The sequence below is a fragment of the Thermatribacter velox genome (assembly GCF_038396615.1).
GTDB lineage: Bacteria > Atribacterota > Atribacteria > Atribacterales > Thermatribacteraceae > Thermatribacter > Thermatribacter velox.
This window is the reverse complement of record NZ_CP121689.1, coordinates 708,311-722,805: the sequence shown is the minus strand read 5'-3', so window position 1 is coordinate 722,805 and position 14,495 is coordinate 708,311. Positions and strand designations below refer to the sequence as shown.

The following is a 14,495-nucleotide window of genomic DNA, read 5'->3' as shown; positions in this document are numbered from 1 at the left end:
GAAGGGCATGTTAAATCCAAAAGAATGCTTTTCACCAGAACGGGGCTCCTCGTTAATTGAAGTTATACTTATTATCTCTATTGTAGTCTTCGCGGTAAGTGCTCTCGCTTTTCTCCTGTGGCAAACAACTTCTACCCAACATTCTGCTCAAGCACTTCTTGCGGCTACAACTGTCGCCCAGAACATTATGGATTATCTGAGAAGCAAAAGTTTCCAGGAAATAGTCGATACCTACAACCTGGAAGAAAATCCCAGTTTAGAGCTGGATTTAGCCAACTTCTGGGATGGAGACAATCCAGCGCCAGATCTCTCCTTACTACCCGGCATACTTGAAAATTCTTATCTCAGTTTTACCCGGGAAGCAGAAGACAAAATTAAACTGGTGGTTAATTTAACCTGGAAAGAACCGACAAGCCAACTTGGACAGGAGCGAAGTTTTAAGGTAGCTACTTATATTGTAAAAGGAGGACTTAATGACTACATTGTTTCGAGCTCGGAATAACAGAGAACATGGGCTCTCTATGATTGAACTACTTCTGATAATAGCTGCCTTAGGGTTGATTTTGGGAGCACTATACCAGTTTCTGTTGTTGGCTAATCGGCAAAGTCGGAGTACCACCTTTAAGCAGATTTCTGTAGACCAAGTAAATCTTTTGCTTAAAAGCATTTCACAGGAAGTTCGTAACGCCCTGTTAGTGAACATAAATTCAGAGGGAGGAGACATCAACTATTTTGACTCCCAAATTGAAGAAGAAAATCCTCAGCCTTTCCTTCTCTTCACCCTTTTTATTCCCGACCCTGAGGAGGAAAGTGAAAATCTGGAAGTGCGATACGAGATTGTGCTCAACAAAAACCTGTGGGAAGATAAAGGCGAAAAAGTATATATGCTTCAAAAAAGCATTTACCGAGAATCTTCTCTCGTCAAATCAACTGTGTTAATAGATAACATTTATTCTCTCGAAGTAGAGAGGACTTCTCAGAAAATCAGTATAGAAGTAGGAGTAGTTCTGGGAAATAGAATAAGATATTTTCACACCTCAGTAACCGTACGCAACCCTCTTCCCGCGTAAGGAGGTGAAAAGATGAGAAAAAAATTTTTGCCCAAGGAACATGGCTCAGTAATGGTGGCAGTACTTGCGCTCGTGGGAGCAGTGGCAATAATTCTTGGTGCAGCATCGACACTCACCACTTCCGGATATCGTAAAGCCCTCATTGCTGCTCGTCAGTTACAAGCTCTTTATGCCGCTGAAGCTGGCATTGAAGATTTCCTATACAAAAAAAACAATGGCATCGACATTTCAACTAACAAAGTGGGGGAAGAAGAAAGCAATTACGTTTTTCAGATAGAAGACTTTACTTTTAAGTACCCCAAAATACCCTCGGACACTATGGACTTTGTTGGTATCTCATCAGGAATTGCCAAAACTATAACCTGCAACTTTGAAGAAGAACCTTCCATGCCAGCAGTTTTTCGCAATGCATTGGCTTCAGAAACGGATTTGGAACTAACTGGAAATTCCCTCATCAGAAGCTCTGATGAAAACAAAATACATGGCAACGTATATGCCCACCACGATATCGAAGCAAAGGGCAACACATATATCTCAGGTGCAGCAATTTCAGCCTATGGTACAGTAACCATTCGAGGCAATGCAACCATTGAACAGGGAATCCTGGAAGGTGAAGCATATTATCAGGAAATACCAGAAGTCACAGAAGAAATGCGAATAACCTGGATGAACAAAGCCCAAAGTGGTACTAACTACTCTGACGACCTCACCTACTCCGGGAATAATAATCTCAACCTTAGTAATACTTTCATCGACGGGAACCTGCACCTTACCGGCAACACCCACATAACTCTTGAAAATAATGCAGTGGTATATATACGGGGCAATTTGCACATAAACGGCAATGCGTCCGTTAAAGGACAAGGGATTTTTATTGTGGAAGGGACAATTACTCTTAATGGCAACATGGAGCATGTTTTAAACCAGCCTGCTTCGGTAGCTTTTGTAAGCTTGAGCGATGGAGAATCCACAATCAACGGAAATGGAGAAGTAACCGGTGTTTTTTTTGCTCCTAACGGGACCATAAAAATAGCTGGTAACTCGCAAATATTTGGATCTGTGGTGGGTGAAGAAATCAAGTTTACAGGCAACGCAGACATAGTTTACAATGTAGACCTTCTGGATAATCCTCCACCACTTAATCCTAACGGTGTTTTCAGGCTAACCCACTGGGAAGAAAAATTTTCTTAATCAAAGGAGGTTTTTGAGGTGAACAGAAAACTTTCAGTATTGTTACTATGGATCACGATTTTCTGTTTTTTGTCCTGCGGCGTGTCATGGGGTGGAACTATTCTGGACGGTACTCCATCCAACCTTTCTTTGTCCACTGATGGAAACACTCTTTTGGTAACACTTTTTGATTCAAACGTTCTTTCCCTACTGGATGTCGACACTCTTTCCGAAAAAGCCCAAGTCGAAACCGGGATGGGTCCCCAGAGTATCGCCCTATCAAGTGACGGTTCAACCGCCTACGTCGTTAACTACAGGTCAAACAGTGTCTCGGTAATCGATCTTCTCAATTTCAGTGAAACCGCTGAAATAGCTCTGGAAGCCTTACCCCAAAATGCGGCTCTATTCGATGATCAAACTCTTTTAGTAAGTGACTGGATAAACAACAGCTTGCTGATAATAGATATAGCAAGCCAGCAGATTACCAAACAAGTCCAAGTTGGAACAGCTCCCTACGGAATAGCCGTCTCCCCTGACAAAAAATACGTTTTTGTAGCTAATTCTGGATCAGCAAGCCTCTCAGTAATTGATACCACTGCCTGGTCAGAAATCAAGAAAATACCTACCGGCCAAGCTCCCTGGGATATTAAAATAACTCCTTCTGGTAACCTTGCTGTAGTAGTCAATAGCGAATCCAACACGATAACCATTGTTGACATCCCAAACTTGAACGCAGTGGATTCAATCAGTGTGGGAGAGTGGCCCTGGTTTGTGGAAATCTCTCCAGATGGGAAATACGCTTACGTGTCAAACAATGGCTCTCGAAGTTTGAGCATAATCGACCTCGAAGAAACAACAGTTCTTCAGGAAATTAACCTTGACTTTAAACCCTGGGCCATGGCCATATCTCCAGAGGGAAATAAACTTTTTGTTATTAACAATGATGAAGCCAGTATCGAAGTCGTAAATTTACCTTGATTGGCCGGGCAGAGGGATTTCCACAGCACCCTCTGCCCTTACCAACTCTTTAATCTGACCAGCAATGCGGTCCAAAGCGCCGGGTGAACCCATTCTTTCTCGCCCAATACGGCTCATTTCGGCTCTCTTTTCGGAATCGTTAAGCAAGCACAGAAGATTTTCTTTGATAGCTTTTACCTCCGGCAGCACCACTTTTACAGCTTCTCCCAAAATTTTCTTTTGGGACTTTTTTTCCTTACCACCCACCGCCAGCACAGGGACCCCCAAACCCGCACATATCTGGTTTGCAGTACCCCCAAAACCGACTACCAGATCTGCTCCTTTCGCCACACTGGCAACCGGCCCACAAAAAATTCTTACTGGCACACCTTTCTTCCAAAAACAATCCCCGTCGCAATACCAATCAGGTGCGAAAGCAACTAGCTCTTCCAGACTCTGGTTTGGAGCTTTTACCAGAACCCATTCAACAGAAGCTTCTTGAGAAACCAGAAAAACGGCCTCAAGAAGCACGGAAAGTTTTTCAAGCTGCTGATTCCTGCTGCCAGGTAAAATAACTACCCGAAAGCCACTTTTCTTTCGCCAAAAAAAGCCCTGTTCACAGAAAGAATCTCCACCAAGGTCCATAATGGGATCGCCCACATAAACAGCTTGGGGGAGAAAACTCGAAAGAGCCCGATAGGTTTCCTCATCTTTGGTCCATATCAGTTGGGTGCACTTTTTCAAAATATTCTTTTCAAAAACGGAAAAAGGCCTCGTACGCACCGTTCTTCCCACAAGCAAAAGAAAAACTCTTCTTTTCAATCCCAAAAAAACCAGATAGGCCAGAAATACGTCTCCAACACACAAAGATAACCAAATCTTTTCCTTAATTTCGCTCAAAAGCCTTATTTGTTTTTTGAGCTGATCAACGAGCCCCGCCTTAAGATCTCTGAAGAAATTTAAAACCCCGTACTTGGCAAGTCCCTCGCTGGGCAAACTGGGGAAAGAAGCAACGATTTCTACGTTTCTTTCTAAATAGGCAATCCCCTTCCCAACCAGAGGTAAGGCCTTCACCGGGATTTCGCCTTCTAAGACTTCGCGAAGCTTATCAGAAAGAAGTGCCCCGATATTATCTTCACCATGACCGTTGGAAATAATCAACAAATGTCTTTCACTATCTTTCATCTTGACCAAGAGACGCTAAAGATTCATAAACTTCTACCAGGGAAAGATAACATTGTTTGAAAACCGGGTATAGCCTTTCATAAACCTGGGACTCTTCCTCCTTGGGAAGGAAACAATCTTTAATTTCAAGCAAATCTCTCACAGCCTCAATCCCTGGAAAAATACCTATCCCTACACCCCCAACTATAGCTGCACCCAAGGAAGTAGCTTCCTCAATCAGTGCTGGTCGCAAAACTTCCATCCCAAACATGCTGGCAAGCAACGAAGCCCAGAAATCCCCCTTCGCACCACCTCCGATAATCCGCATGCTATCTATTTGAATCCCTTGTTCCCTGAAAGCATCAAGAATAATCCTTAAGTTAAAACTCACTCCTTCAAGAACCGCTCTGACAAGGTGTGCCTTGCGATGACGAGGAGTTAGACCTATAAAAGCTCCTCGAGCATGGGGATTCCACCAGGGAGCTCGCTCACCCATAAGATACGGCAAAAAAAGCAGCTTTTCAGAACCTGGAGGTACTCGCCGAGCTTCCAGGTTCATTATTTCATAAGGGCTTATTCCCCATTCCGCAGATAATTGTTTTTCTCTATCACACAAAGTATCCCGACACCACTGGTAAGAAGCACCAGCAGCTTGCATGGTTCCAGTAGGCATGTAAAGACCAGGGATCAAATGATGAAATGTAAAAGTCCTTTTCTGGGGGTCGTAGATAGGCTCACGAGAGGCAAGTGCAATCCAGGAAGAAGAACCAAGATACGCGTAAGCCTGGCCTTCCTGAACCACACCTGCTCCACAAGCTGCGCAAGAACCATCGCCCCCACCAATGACCACCGGGGTTCCCGGCAAAAGTCCAATTTCCTGAGAAGCCTCGCTGGTTATTTCACCAATTACCTCTGTGGAAGGAAAAACCGGAGGAAGTTTTTCTATTGGCAACTCTACTGCTTCCAGAATTTCTTCTGACCAGTCTTCTTTCCTAAGGTCAAACATATTGGTCCCTGAAGCATCAGAAAAATCAGTAGCCCAGCGACCAGTAAGTTTAAAGACTACGTAATCTTTAGCCAGAAGAAATTTATGTGCCTTGCGGTAAACGTCGGGCAAATTGTTGCGTATCCACAAGATTTTAGCCAGTGAATAGTTAGGGCTTAAGCGATGCCCAGTTATCTCGTATATGGTATTTTCACTAATTCGCCTTCTAATCCATTCTACCTCGCTAACACTCCTGCGGTCTGCCCAGATAAGGATGCGATACAAAGGATTTCCATGTTCATCCACAGGCAAAGCGCCCATCATCTGGCCTGAAAAGGTGACTACCCCAATATCTTGTGGCCCAAACTTGCCTTGCGAGAGTAACTTTTGCGTAGAGCAAACAACAGCTTTCCAGTAATCACGAGGGTCCTGCTCCACAGAGAGCGAGTCAGGAAAATACGTTTCATACTGATATACGGTGCTTGCCAGACACTTCCCCTCTGCATCAAAAATACTTGCCTTGTCACCAGTTGTACCCAAATCATGGGCGAGTATCAGTTTTGACATTCTCCTCTTTTCCCTCCTCTTCGTCGCTTTCCACAATCAATCTTAAGGTAATAATCCGCTTACCCCGCATTCTTTCCACCTTAAGCAAATATCTACCAATTTTGACCACTTCCCCCTCTTCAGGTACCTTGTCCAGGAGTTCCATCACCAGGCCACCAATAGATTCGAACTCCTCGCTCTCCGGTATGTCAAGACCCAAAAGTTCGTTTAACTCCTCTATTTGAATGGAAGCATCTACCAAATACTCATTTTCACCAACTTTACGGTAGGGAGCAGCTTCTCGGTCGTGTTCATCGCGTATCTCACCAACCAGCTCTTCAAGAAGGTCCTCAATGGTAACCAGACCTGCTGTACCTCCATACTCATCAAGAACAATCGCCATATGTACTCTCCGACGTTGCATCTCACGCAGAAGTTCTATAACTTTCTTGGTAGCCGGAACAAAGTAAACCGGGCGCAATATTTCCTTAACTTTTTTGTCCAACATACCCTCTTCATAAAGCACCAGAATATCTTTAATATGAACAAATCCCACAATGTGGTCGATGTCTTCACGAAAAACCGGTATTCTCGAATAGTGATTCTTTCTAAAAACCTCCAGAACGTCTTTAACGGTAGCTTCTTCATCAACAGCAACAATGTCGGTTCGAGGGGTCATCACTTCATAAGCCATGGTGTCACCAAAGTCAAAAACCTCATTAATTAACTGCCTTTCTTCGGGTGGAAGTGCCTTTTGTTCTGAGAGAAATATTTTGAGCTCCTCCTCGGTAACCAACCCTATTTTATCCTGACTTATCCCCAAAAACTTGGAAATAGAGTCAGTAAAAAAGGAAAGAACAACAATCACCGGGCGAAAAACCAGCGAGAGAGCTTCAATGGGCCGAGCAACTAAAAAGGAAATTCGTTCCGGATTAGCAAGTGCAATTCTTTTAGGAACTAACTCTCCTAAAACCAGAGTAATAAAAGAAATAATCACCGTAACCAGAACAAAAGCTATTTCCTTGCCAGCAGTTTCCAGAAGGGGCAAACCACTTTTTTCGAGTTTTTCTCCCAAATCCTGGGCCAGAGATATCGCTCCAGTAGCACTGGCAAAAAACCCAGCCAGCGTAACACCTACCTGGATGGTTGCCAGAAACTCGCTTGGTTTTTGCAACAAGCGTTCCACAGACCTGGTAGCACCCGCTTTTTTCTCCCCTAAGGTGCGTAACATGGTCTTGCGAACCGAAATAATGGCAATTTCGGAAGCCGCAAAAAAAGCATTGATGGCGATCAAAATGAGAATAAGAAAAATCATACCCAAATATTCCATTTTTTACTCCTCAGGCCTCCTACGAATAATTATGGTATAAACTTAAAAGGGACAGAGAACCACTGCTATCCTAAGCCTTAGAGCTTCAAGAGGAGTCTGTTCCCCGTCCCTAAAGTCCCTATTGGTTGATTTGGCTAATAAGCCACTGTCAAGCGGGAGATAGGACTTGGGGCGAAAAACCAAAAATAACTTTTGCGAGGTCTGGCCATGAACAAAAACTCCTGGCAGTATTTCATAGGCATTGATGTTTCCAGGGACAGGTTCAACTATGTAATCATCGATGCTTCTTTGCAGGTGCTCAGTGAAGGTCAACTGAATATGAACTTGGAGGGATTCACTGCCCTCAGCCAGCTTATTAGCTCCTATCCCAACTCCCTGATTGGTGTGGAGTCTACTGGGAGTTACCATCTTAACCTCCTGGCCTTCCTGATTACCAACCAGTACCCGGTGGCACTCATCAACCCCGCCCTCATCAAGAAATTCTCTCAGGGCATCACCCTGCACAATACCAAAACTGACCGCATTGATGCTCTCACCATCGCCAGGTTTCTGCTCAAAAACCTGGAAGTGATTCCTCACTTCATCCCTGACAAGCTGGATGACCTGGCTGCCCTGGCCAGGGTGAGGGAAAGCCTCACTCAACAGATTGCCAGAACCAAGACCCAGCTCAAACAACATCTGGTGGTGGTCTTCCCAGAACTGGTGGCTCACTACAACATCTTCACCGATTTCCTGCTCTCGGTACTTGAAGAATTCCCCACTCCCCATTCGGTTCTCAAAACCTCCCCAGGTAGAGTGAAAGCTGTCTTCAGAAAGCTCAAAGCAAGAGGAAGAAAACCATCTCTCAGTGCTGAACAGTTCCTGGAACTTGCCAGAGATTCCATCGGTACCTCCACCACCAACTATGCCCTGATCATCAAACATGAAGTGGAGATGCTCCGGTTCCTCAACCAGAAGCTCCAGGAGATTACCAGGCAGTTCATCGAGGAAATCCAAAAGAACCAGAAAGACAACTTGGAACTCCTCAAATCCATCAAAGGAGTCAGTGATATCACCTCGGCTCATTTTCTGGCTGCAGTCAAGGATATACACAGGTTTGAGAACCGAAGGAAACTGGCTGCCTATGCAGGTATTGACCCTTCTATCAGACAGTCTGGTTCCCGGTATGCTCGAGGTGGAATCAGCAAGAAGGGCTCTAAGTCTTTGCGGAGATGTCTCTATCTCATGGCAAGTGGAGTTATGCGCTGCAATGAGTACTTCAGAGCTTATTACTTGAAAAAGAGAGGTGAGGGAATGCCCCACAGAAAAGCCATGATTGCCCTCTGTAACAAGCTGTTGAGAGTTATCTTTGCCATGCTCAGGAAAGGTGAAAAATTTGTTCCAGTTAATCATTATTTATAGTTGACTCCTCTAAAAATTAAGAACTAAACGCGTGCAAATAGAGCAAATCTTCCACACCTGGTACTTTTCTGGATAAAAATTTAAAAATCCTTGCAAAAGCCACCCTTACCAAACAAAACATTGTTAACCCTCACAAATCTTGCTATTTCCACGTCATACATTATAACAGGCATTTCCGTAAACAAGAACGTATTAATCGCCACCTAAAAATTGCAATGCCAACAGAGCATATATCATACTGGCTGTAACAATTTGCGAGGTAGAAACAAACTCATTGGCAGAATGGGCCTCAACAATTCTACCGGGACCAAAGATAACAGTGGGAATGCCTGCGTTAAACAGGAAAGACGCCTCACAAGAAGCGGGAAAGGGGGCAAAAATGGGAATCTCTCCAGGAATCTGAGAAATAGACCGGGCAAGCACCTCAACTGCTGGGAGATCCCGGGACACCTTAGCCGGAGGTAAATGAGGCACCGTTTGAGAAATCCGATACGAAAAAGGCGAATTAGAACGATTTCTGACCTCAACAACAATATCCTGAAGCAGTTTTTCCATGCTTTCTAAAGAAAAATTAGGCAGTGTTCTAACGTCTACTTCAAAGCTACATTGCTCGGGCACCACGTTGGGCGAAACCCCACCTTCAATCAAACCCACCATAAGACTCGGGCAACCCAGGTCGGGGTCAGCATGTTTTTTAAGCAACTCATTCTTGCTTTCAATGTCTTTAATTACTGAAGCAGCAATGTAAATCGCATTAACACCCTCCTCAGCTAATCCAGCATGTGAAGCCTTACCCTCCACAGTAACTCGATAGGCAGCGACACCTCTGTGACCAAGACTTATGTTTAAACCAGTTGGTTCGCCAACCACCGCAAAATCCACAACTTCGTTGCTACTGAGATAACTTTCAAGCCATCTCTTCATGCCCAGATTGTCGCGTTCTTCGTCCACTACAAAAAGTAATTTTAAGCTACCATAGAGCTGAGAAGCAAAAAGTGAAACTGTATAAGCAGCATACATCATAGCTGCAAGCGCACCTTTCATGTCACATGCACCACGCCCATAGAGTTTGTCTCCAACAATCTGCCCTCCCAAAGGAGGATAAGTCCATCCACTACCAACAGGAACGGTGTCCATATGACCGTTGAAAAGCAACGTTGGTCCCTCTCCAAGCGTCCCCTTTACCTCGGCAATAACGTTAGCGCGGTTCTTTTCTACTTCCTGCCACTCCACAGTGATTTTTCGATCTATAAAATAATTGGCAATAAACCTGGAAATCTCTTCTTCACCAGTTTCACCAGAAACACTGGGGATGCGAACCAGCTGTTGAGCAAGTTCAATAGGTTCAAAAATATCAAACTCACTGTCCAGAACAGCTTTCCAATCCAAAGTTTACAAGACCCCCACTATTGGAGATAGCGACTACCTCTTTTTTGAAGCTCTACTTTTTGCTTGCACAAGGGACATTCCTCTGCCGAATAGGTCTTAACTTCCATCTGCAAAAGCGGAAAGAAAGGATAATCAAACTGAACTTTCCCCCCGCTCCGATCAACCAGAACACTAATAGCTGCAATATTCCCCTTTGCTGCTTCTACGGCCCTCACAACTTCTTGCAGAGATCCCCCAGTGGTAACTACATCCTCCACTATTAAAACTTTTTCCCCCTCACGAATTTGAAAATCCCGTCTGAAGCACATTTTTCCCTCTTCTCGCTCCGTAAACGCCATTCGCACACCCAGCTGGCGAGCAACTTCATAAGCTAACACAATGCCCCCTACTGCAGGGCCCACTACCAGTTCAATCGTTTCTCTATTGCCAAGGCGCTGAACCATCTCCCGTGCCAGAATTTCAACATAACGGGGAAACTGCAAAAGACGAAACTTTTCTATATACACAGGGCTATGAAGTCCCGAAGTGAGCAGGAAATGTCCTTCCAAAAAAGCCCCCGCTTCCTTAAAAAGATTCAGTATTTCTCTTTCTTCCAACTTGTTCACCTCACCTTTCCAATGATAGCCTCTAATGAAGAAATCCCTTTCTGGTCCAAATATTCCTCTATGCCCTTAAGAATCCGCTGAGCAGCATCGGGATAAATCAGGTTTACAGTTCCCAGCCCAATCGCTCTTGCACCAATTAGCAGAAATTCCAAAGCATCCCTCCAGCAAACAATACCTCCCATGCCAATTACTGGCAAACGAGTCACACTAACTATATCATATACCAGTTTCAAAGCCAGGGGTTTAATGGCCGGTCCAGAAAAGCCGGCTACCTTTCTCGAAAACACGAAACGCTGTTCATCCACATTCACAGCCAGACCAGGGAAAGAATTGGTAGCACTCACAAAATCTATACCTTCCCTTTCGAGAATCTGAATGGCTTTCTCCAGGTCAAAAATTTGAGGACCAAGTTTAACGATTATCTTTCTTGTAAAAGAATGCCTGACCCTCCCCACCAGTTCTTCAAAAACTTTTTCCTGTAGAGCAAAACTTACACCCCCCTTTTCCACATTGGGACAGGAAAGATTGAGTTCAATAGCTGTAACTCGCTCTACCGCATCCAGATTTCTGGCTAAAAGCACATATTCTTTAACATTTTTACCCCAGATATTGACAAATAAAGGGGTTTCAATAGTTTCGAAAAACGGGAGATCCTCACGGAGGAAACTTTCAAGTCCTTTATTTTCAAGACCGATTGAATTGAGAATCCCTGCATACACTTCATGTATCCGAGGAGGGGGATTGCCCTGCCAGGGCTCCATACTCAACCCTTTCACAGTAATCGCTCCTACCATTTTCAGGTTAATAAATTTAGCGAGTTCCCTCCCATATCCACAGGTTCCCGAAGCCAATACCACAGGATTCTTCAAGCGCAAGTCTCCCACGCGCACCGAAAGGTCTACCATGACACTTCCTCCAGCGCTATAACCGGTCCTTCCTTACAAATATGAAAATATCCCTCCCCACTCTTTTTCCTAAGCACGCAGCTCAAACACAACCCATAACCACAACCCATAAGTGCCTCAAAAGAAGCTTCAATCGGCAGACCTGCAAACTCGGCATCCACCGCCATTGAGTGTAGCAAATCATGAGGTCCACAAACATAAATTTTGGAAAAAGAGTTCTGTCTTAGTTGCATCCTGGCAACATCGAGCACTGTTCCACAAAAAACCTTTTCATCTTTTTCTTCGCAAGCCACAGCAACGTTCCAGTTTTTCCCTTCTAAAAGTTGCAGTAAATCCAATTCCTCTTTCACCTTAAAACCAACACAGAAAACAAAGGGTAAACTCCTCTTAAAAAGAGCATGAGCCAGAAAATAAATCGGGACCAACCCTCGTCCTCCAGCAATCAGGAGAAAGGGTCCGTTATCATTCCAGGAAAAAGAATTCCCCAGAGGGCCGATTACATCCAACCAATTTCCACAGTCCAGATTCCTTAAAATACCAGTACCTCTTCCTACCACCTTAAAAAGCAGGGCAAAATGCTCATCCTCTGCCCAGAGTATGCCCAAAGGCCTGCGCAATAGCGGATCCCAACCCTCACCTGCTTTTACCATAACAAACTGCCCCGGCGAAGCCAGCGAAGCAATGACAGGTTCTCGCAAAACGAAATAAATATAATCCTCACCCAATTTTCTTTTCTCCACAATCCTGGCTTCGCTCATCGCTGAAGTTCCCTAAGCCTCTCCTGGTAATCAATGCTCTTTGCTCTGGCCAATCTCTCGAAGCCTCTGCCATCCGAGTTTCCACTCTCACGATAGGCAAAAAGCACTCCTCGAGAAACATTGACCAGTGCACCCATCCCATCATCGCGAAAAGCAAACCGTAATGGCTCCAGCCCACCACCCTGGGCACCCACCCCAGGGATCAGAAAGAGCAAAGAAGGAAATTCTGTCCTCAGCATTCTCAAATCCTCCGGATAGGTAGCACCCACCACTATGCCTGCCGAACTGAAGCCTGAATCCCCAATCGTTTTTTCGCCCATGCGCTCTACTAAGCGGGCAACTTTAAAATAAACCTTTTCTTCTCTCCCTTCATCCTGTAGGAAAGGAGCCGAAGGATTGGTGGTACGACACACTACAAACAGCCCCTTGTTAACCTTTTTGGCTTCTTCAAAAAAAGGCGTAAGTCCATCTTCACCAAAGTAAGGATTGACAGTCAAAGCATCTACATCCCAGAAAGAAGGAATACTTCTTTCCAGAGGATATTCTATCCCCGAAAGATATGCTCTGGCATAGCAGGCAGCCGTGCTGGCAATATCGTTCCGTTTGCCATCGAGTATTACCGTAAGCCCTTTTTCTCTGGCACGATCAACCAGATTTTTCAGAACCATCAAACCAGGAACTCCAAGCAATTCATAAAAAGCCATTTGAAACTTCACAAATCCAACGATATCATGTATAGCTTCAATAATTAGTTCTCCAAACTCCATGACGCAATAAGCAAGCGCCTGCAAATTATTGCCTCTTTCTCGCAACCACTTCTCGAGAAGATAAGGAGGCAACAACTCAAGATGGGGATCCATGCCCACTACCAGAGGTCCCTTCATTTCGACAACTTTGCAAACTTGGTCAGCAAAATTCATGGCTCTAAAATGCTCCTCTCTCTCATAAGAATTTTACCACCTACAATAGTGTACACTGGCCATCCACGGAGAGACCAGCCATTAAAAGGACAATTTCTGCCCTGAGATTCAAAGTTTTCAATATTGACTTCCCATTCCGTTTCCGGATCGACAACAGTCACATCGGCTTCGGCTCCTTCAGCAAGAAAACCTTTTTCCGGCATACCCAAAACTTGCATAGGATTCAAGCTCATCCTTTTCCACAAACCAACCCAATCCAAAACACCTTCATCAACCAGAGCTTTAACGTAAAGCGGAAAGGCTATCTCCAGGTTTGAAATACCAAATGCTGCCTCAGAAAAAACCATCTCTTTACTTTTCCCTTTATGAGGAGCATGATCAGAAGCAAGAACCGTTATCACACCGTCTCGAATGCCTTCTTTAAGAGCTTCAACATCACGCTTTTCACGCAAAGGTGGTTTTACCTTGGCAAAAACTCCCTCTCGGTCCACAGCTTCTTCAGTCAACAAGAGATGATGAGGAGTCACATCAGCACTTATCAATGCTTTATCCCTAAACCAGCGCAGTAACTCGACAGCAAAATAAGTTGACACATGGGTGAAGTGGACTCTGGCCCCAGTATAATAGCCAATCACGAGATCTCTGGCTATCAAAGAATCTTCAGCAACCCGGGGAATGCCCTTCAAACCCCTGCGGAAAGCAACTGCTCCTTCGTGAATTTGTCCTTCCCCGCTTACCGAGATGTCTTCCTCGTGGAGGATGAAAGGAACATCAAAATATTTCGCGTACATCAAGGCTAAATACAGAAGATGAGAATCCATCACGCTTTTACCATCATCGCTGAACGCAACAGCACCTGCTTGCTTCAAAAGCCCTATTTCACTCATCTTTTGTCCCTCAAGCCCTCTGGTTATTGCACCAGCAGGATAAACATTTACGAGTCCTATTTCTCGACACCGGTAACCAAGATAGCGCACGACTAAAGGCTCATCGAGAGGGGGATTGGTATTAGGCATAACCACAATAGTTGTAAAGCCACCCTTTAAAGCAGCGCGCATCTCAGCAAGTAAACCATCTCCCCCAGCACTGTTTTCAAGCTCCCGAAAATGGACATGCATATTGACCAATCCCGGTCCAACCAAAAAACCAGAAGCATCGATAACGTATGCCTGTGGATCCTGAATTCCCCGATCTATTCGCACAATGCGGTTGCCTTCAATTAACAGGTCTCTGTCAGCCAAAACACCCTTATCCACCAGAACCAGAGTTCCTCTTTTAATAAGAATCCGCTTCAT

The 14,495-nt window shown here is 44.6% G+C and carries 14 protein-coding genes; 5 read left to right on the top strand and 9 right to left on the bottom strand.

The annotated features are described in order from the left end of the window. The first annotated feature begins 7 nt into the window (after positions 1 to 7). The 4 genes from QBE54_RS03590 to QBE54_RS03575 are packed head-to-tail and all read left to right on the top strand — an operon-like array spanning position 8 to position 3,218. Positions 8 to 502, top strand: a complete 495-nt coding sequence (locus tag QBE54_RS03590) for a hypothetical protein (RefSeq protein ID WP_369018985.1) — start codon at positions 8 to 10, stop codon at positions 500 to 502. Then, positions 474 to 1,070: a hypothetical protein gene (locus QBE54_RS03585; protein WP_369018984.1), complete on the top strand. Its 597-nt coding sequence runs from the start codon at positions 474 to 476 to the stop codon at positions 1,068 to 1,070. The genes QBE54_RS03590 and QBE54_RS03585 overlap by 29 nt, the downstream gene beginning before the upstream one ends. Before the next feature lie 12 nt (positions 1,071 to 1,082). Continuing rightward, positions 1,083 to 2,261: a hypothetical protein gene (locus tag QBE54_RS03580; protein WP_369018983.1), complete on the top strand. Its 1,179-nt coding sequence runs from the start codon at positions 1,083 to 1,085 to the stop codon at positions 2,259 to 2,261. An 18-nt stretch (positions 2,262 to 2,279) separates the two neighbouring features. After that, positions 2,280 to 3,218 carry a YncE family protein gene (locus tag QBE54_RS03575; protein ID WP_369018982.1) on the top strand — a complete coding sequence of 313 codons (939 nt, stop codon included), beginning with the start codon at positions 2,280 to 2,282 and terminating at the stop codon, positions 3,216 to 3,218. Here QBE54_RS03575 and QBE54_RS03570 read toward each other — a convergent pair. Genes QBE54_RS03570 through QBE54_RS03560 form a run of 3 tightly spaced genes read right to left on the bottom strand, consistent with a single transcriptional unit; the run spans position 3,210 to position 7,222 of the window. Next, positions 3,210 to 4,382, bottom strand: coding sequence for a hypothetical protein (locus QBE54_RS03570; RefSeq protein WP_369018981.1), 1,173 nt, complete (start codon positions 4,380 to 4,382; stop codon positions 3,210 to 3,212). The two genes, QBE54_RS03575 and QBE54_RS03570, sit on opposite strands and share 9 nt — an antisense overlap. Beyond that, positions 4,372 to 5,913: a xylulokinase gene (gene xylB, locus QBE54_RS03565; RefSeq protein ID WP_369018980.1), complete on the bottom strand. Its 1,542-nt coding sequence runs from the start codon at positions 5,911 to 5,913 to the stop codon at positions 4,372 to 4,374. Before xylB ends, QBE54_RS03570 begins: the two co-directional genes overlap by 11 nt. After that, positions 5,888 to 7,222 carry a hemolysin family protein gene (locus QBE54_RS03560; RefSeq protein WP_369018979.1) on the bottom strand — a complete coding sequence of 445 codons (1,335 nt, stop codon included), beginning with the start codon at positions 7,220 to 7,222 and terminating at the stop codon, positions 5,888 to 5,890. The genes xylB and QBE54_RS03560 overlap by 26 nt, the downstream gene beginning before the upstream one ends. A 207-nt stretch (positions 7,223 to 7,429) precedes the next feature. Here QBE54_RS03560 and QBE54_RS03555 point away from each other — a divergent pair, with 207 nt between their 5' ends. Then, a complete protein-coding gene (locus QBE54_RS03555; RefSeq protein WP_369018978.1) occupies positions 7,430 to 8,623 on the top strand; it encodes an IS110 family transposase in 1,194 nt (397 codons plus the stop codon). Between the two features lie 192 nt (positions 8,624 to 8,815). Here the strand turns inward: QBE54_RS03555 and QBE54_RS03550 are convergent, their stop codons facing one another. Genes QBE54_RS03550 through QBE54_RS03525 form a run of 6 tightly spaced genes read right to left on the bottom strand, consistent with a single transcriptional unit; the run spans position 8,816 to position 14,495 of the window. Next, the gene (locus tag QBE54_RS03550) at positions 8,816 to 10,012 is read right to left on the bottom strand and encodes a M20 family metallopeptidase (protein ID WP_369018977.1); all 1,197 of its coding nucleotides are present in this window, start codon (positions 10,010 to 10,012) and stop codon (positions 8,816 to 8,818) included. Positions 10,013 to 10,029: 17 nt separating this feature from the next. Beyond that, positions 10,030 to 10,608, bottom strand: a complete 579-nt coding sequence (gene pyrE / locus QBE54_RS03545) for an orotate phosphoribosyltransferase (RefSeq protein WP_369018976.1) — start codon at positions 10,606 to 10,608, stop codon at positions 10,030 to 10,032. A gap of 5 nt (positions 10,609 to 10,613) precedes the next feature. Continuing rightward, on the bottom strand, positions 10,614 to 11,522 hold the full coding sequence (locus QBE54_RS03540; protein ID WP_369018975.1) for a dihydroorotate dehydrogenase: 909 nt from the start codon (positions 11,520 to 11,522) through the stop codon (positions 10,614 to 10,616). Next, positions 11,516 to 12,280 carry a hypothetical protein gene (locus QBE54_RS03535; RefSeq protein ID WP_369018974.1) on the bottom strand — a complete coding sequence of 255 codons (765 nt, stop codon included), beginning with the start codon at positions 12,278 to 12,280 and terminating at the stop codon, positions 11,516 to 11,518. The genes QBE54_RS03540 and QBE54_RS03535 overlap by 7 nt, the downstream gene beginning before the upstream one ends. Further along, complete coding sequence (gene pyrF / locus QBE54_RS03530) at positions 12,277 to 13,200, bottom strand: orotidine-5'-phosphate decarboxylase (protein WP_369018973.1); 924 nt, start codon at positions 13,198 to 13,200, stop codon at positions 12,277 to 12,279. Before pyrF ends, QBE54_RS03535 begins: the two co-directional genes overlap by 4 nt. Next, positions 13,197 to 14,495, bottom strand: a complete 1,299-nt coding sequence (locus tag QBE54_RS03525; protein WP_369018972.1) for a dihydroorotase — start codon at positions 14,493 to 14,495, stop codon at positions 13,197 to 13,199. Before QBE54_RS03525 ends, pyrF begins: the two co-directional genes overlap by 4 nt.

Bases quoted from the DNA above. Each gene is read 5' to 3' on its own strand.
- QBE54_RS03570 (WP_369018981.1), bottom strand. From the start codon at position 4,382: ATGAAAGATAGTGAAAGACATTTGTTGATTATTTCCAACGGTCATGGT.
- xylB (WP_369018980.1), bottom strand. From the start codon at position 5,913: ATGTCAAAACTGATACTCGCCCATGATTTGGGTACAACTGGTGACAAG.
- QBE54_RS03580 (WP_369018983.1), top strand. From the start codon at position 1,083: ATGAGAAAAAAATTTTTGCCCAAGGAACATGGCTCAGTAATGGTGGCA.
- QBE54_RS03555 (WP_369018978.1), top strand. From the start codon at position 7,430: ATGAACAAAAACTCCTGGCAGTATTTCATAGGCATTGATGTTTCCAGG.
- QBE54_RS03525 (WP_369018972.1), bottom strand. From the start codon at position 14,495: ATGAAGCGGATTCTTATTAAAAGAGGAACTCTGGTTCTGGTGGATAAG.
- QBE54_RS03590 (WP_369018985.1), top strand. From the start codon at position 8: ATGTTAAATCCAAAAGAATGCTTTTCACCAGAACGGGGCTCCTCGTTA.
- pyrF (WP_369018973.1), bottom strand. From the start codon at position 13,200: ATGAATTTTGCTGACCAAGTTTGCAAAGTTGTCGAAATGAAGGGACCT.
- QBE54_RS03540 (WP_369018975.1), bottom strand. From the start codon at position 11,522: ATGGTAGACCTTTCGGTGCGCGTGGGAGACTTGCGCTTGAAGAATCCT.
- QBE54_RS03535 (WP_369018974.1), bottom strand. From the start codon at position 12,280: ATGAGCGAAGCCAGGATTGTGGAGAAAAGAAAATTGGGTGAGGATTAT.
- QBE54_RS03560 (WP_369018979.1), bottom strand. From the start codon at position 7,222: ATGGAATATTTGGGTATGATTTTTCTTATTCTCATTTTGATCGCCATC.
- QBE54_RS03585 (WP_369018984.1), top strand. From the start codon at position 474: ATGACTACATTGTTTCGAGCTCGGAATAACAGAGAACATGGGCTCTCT.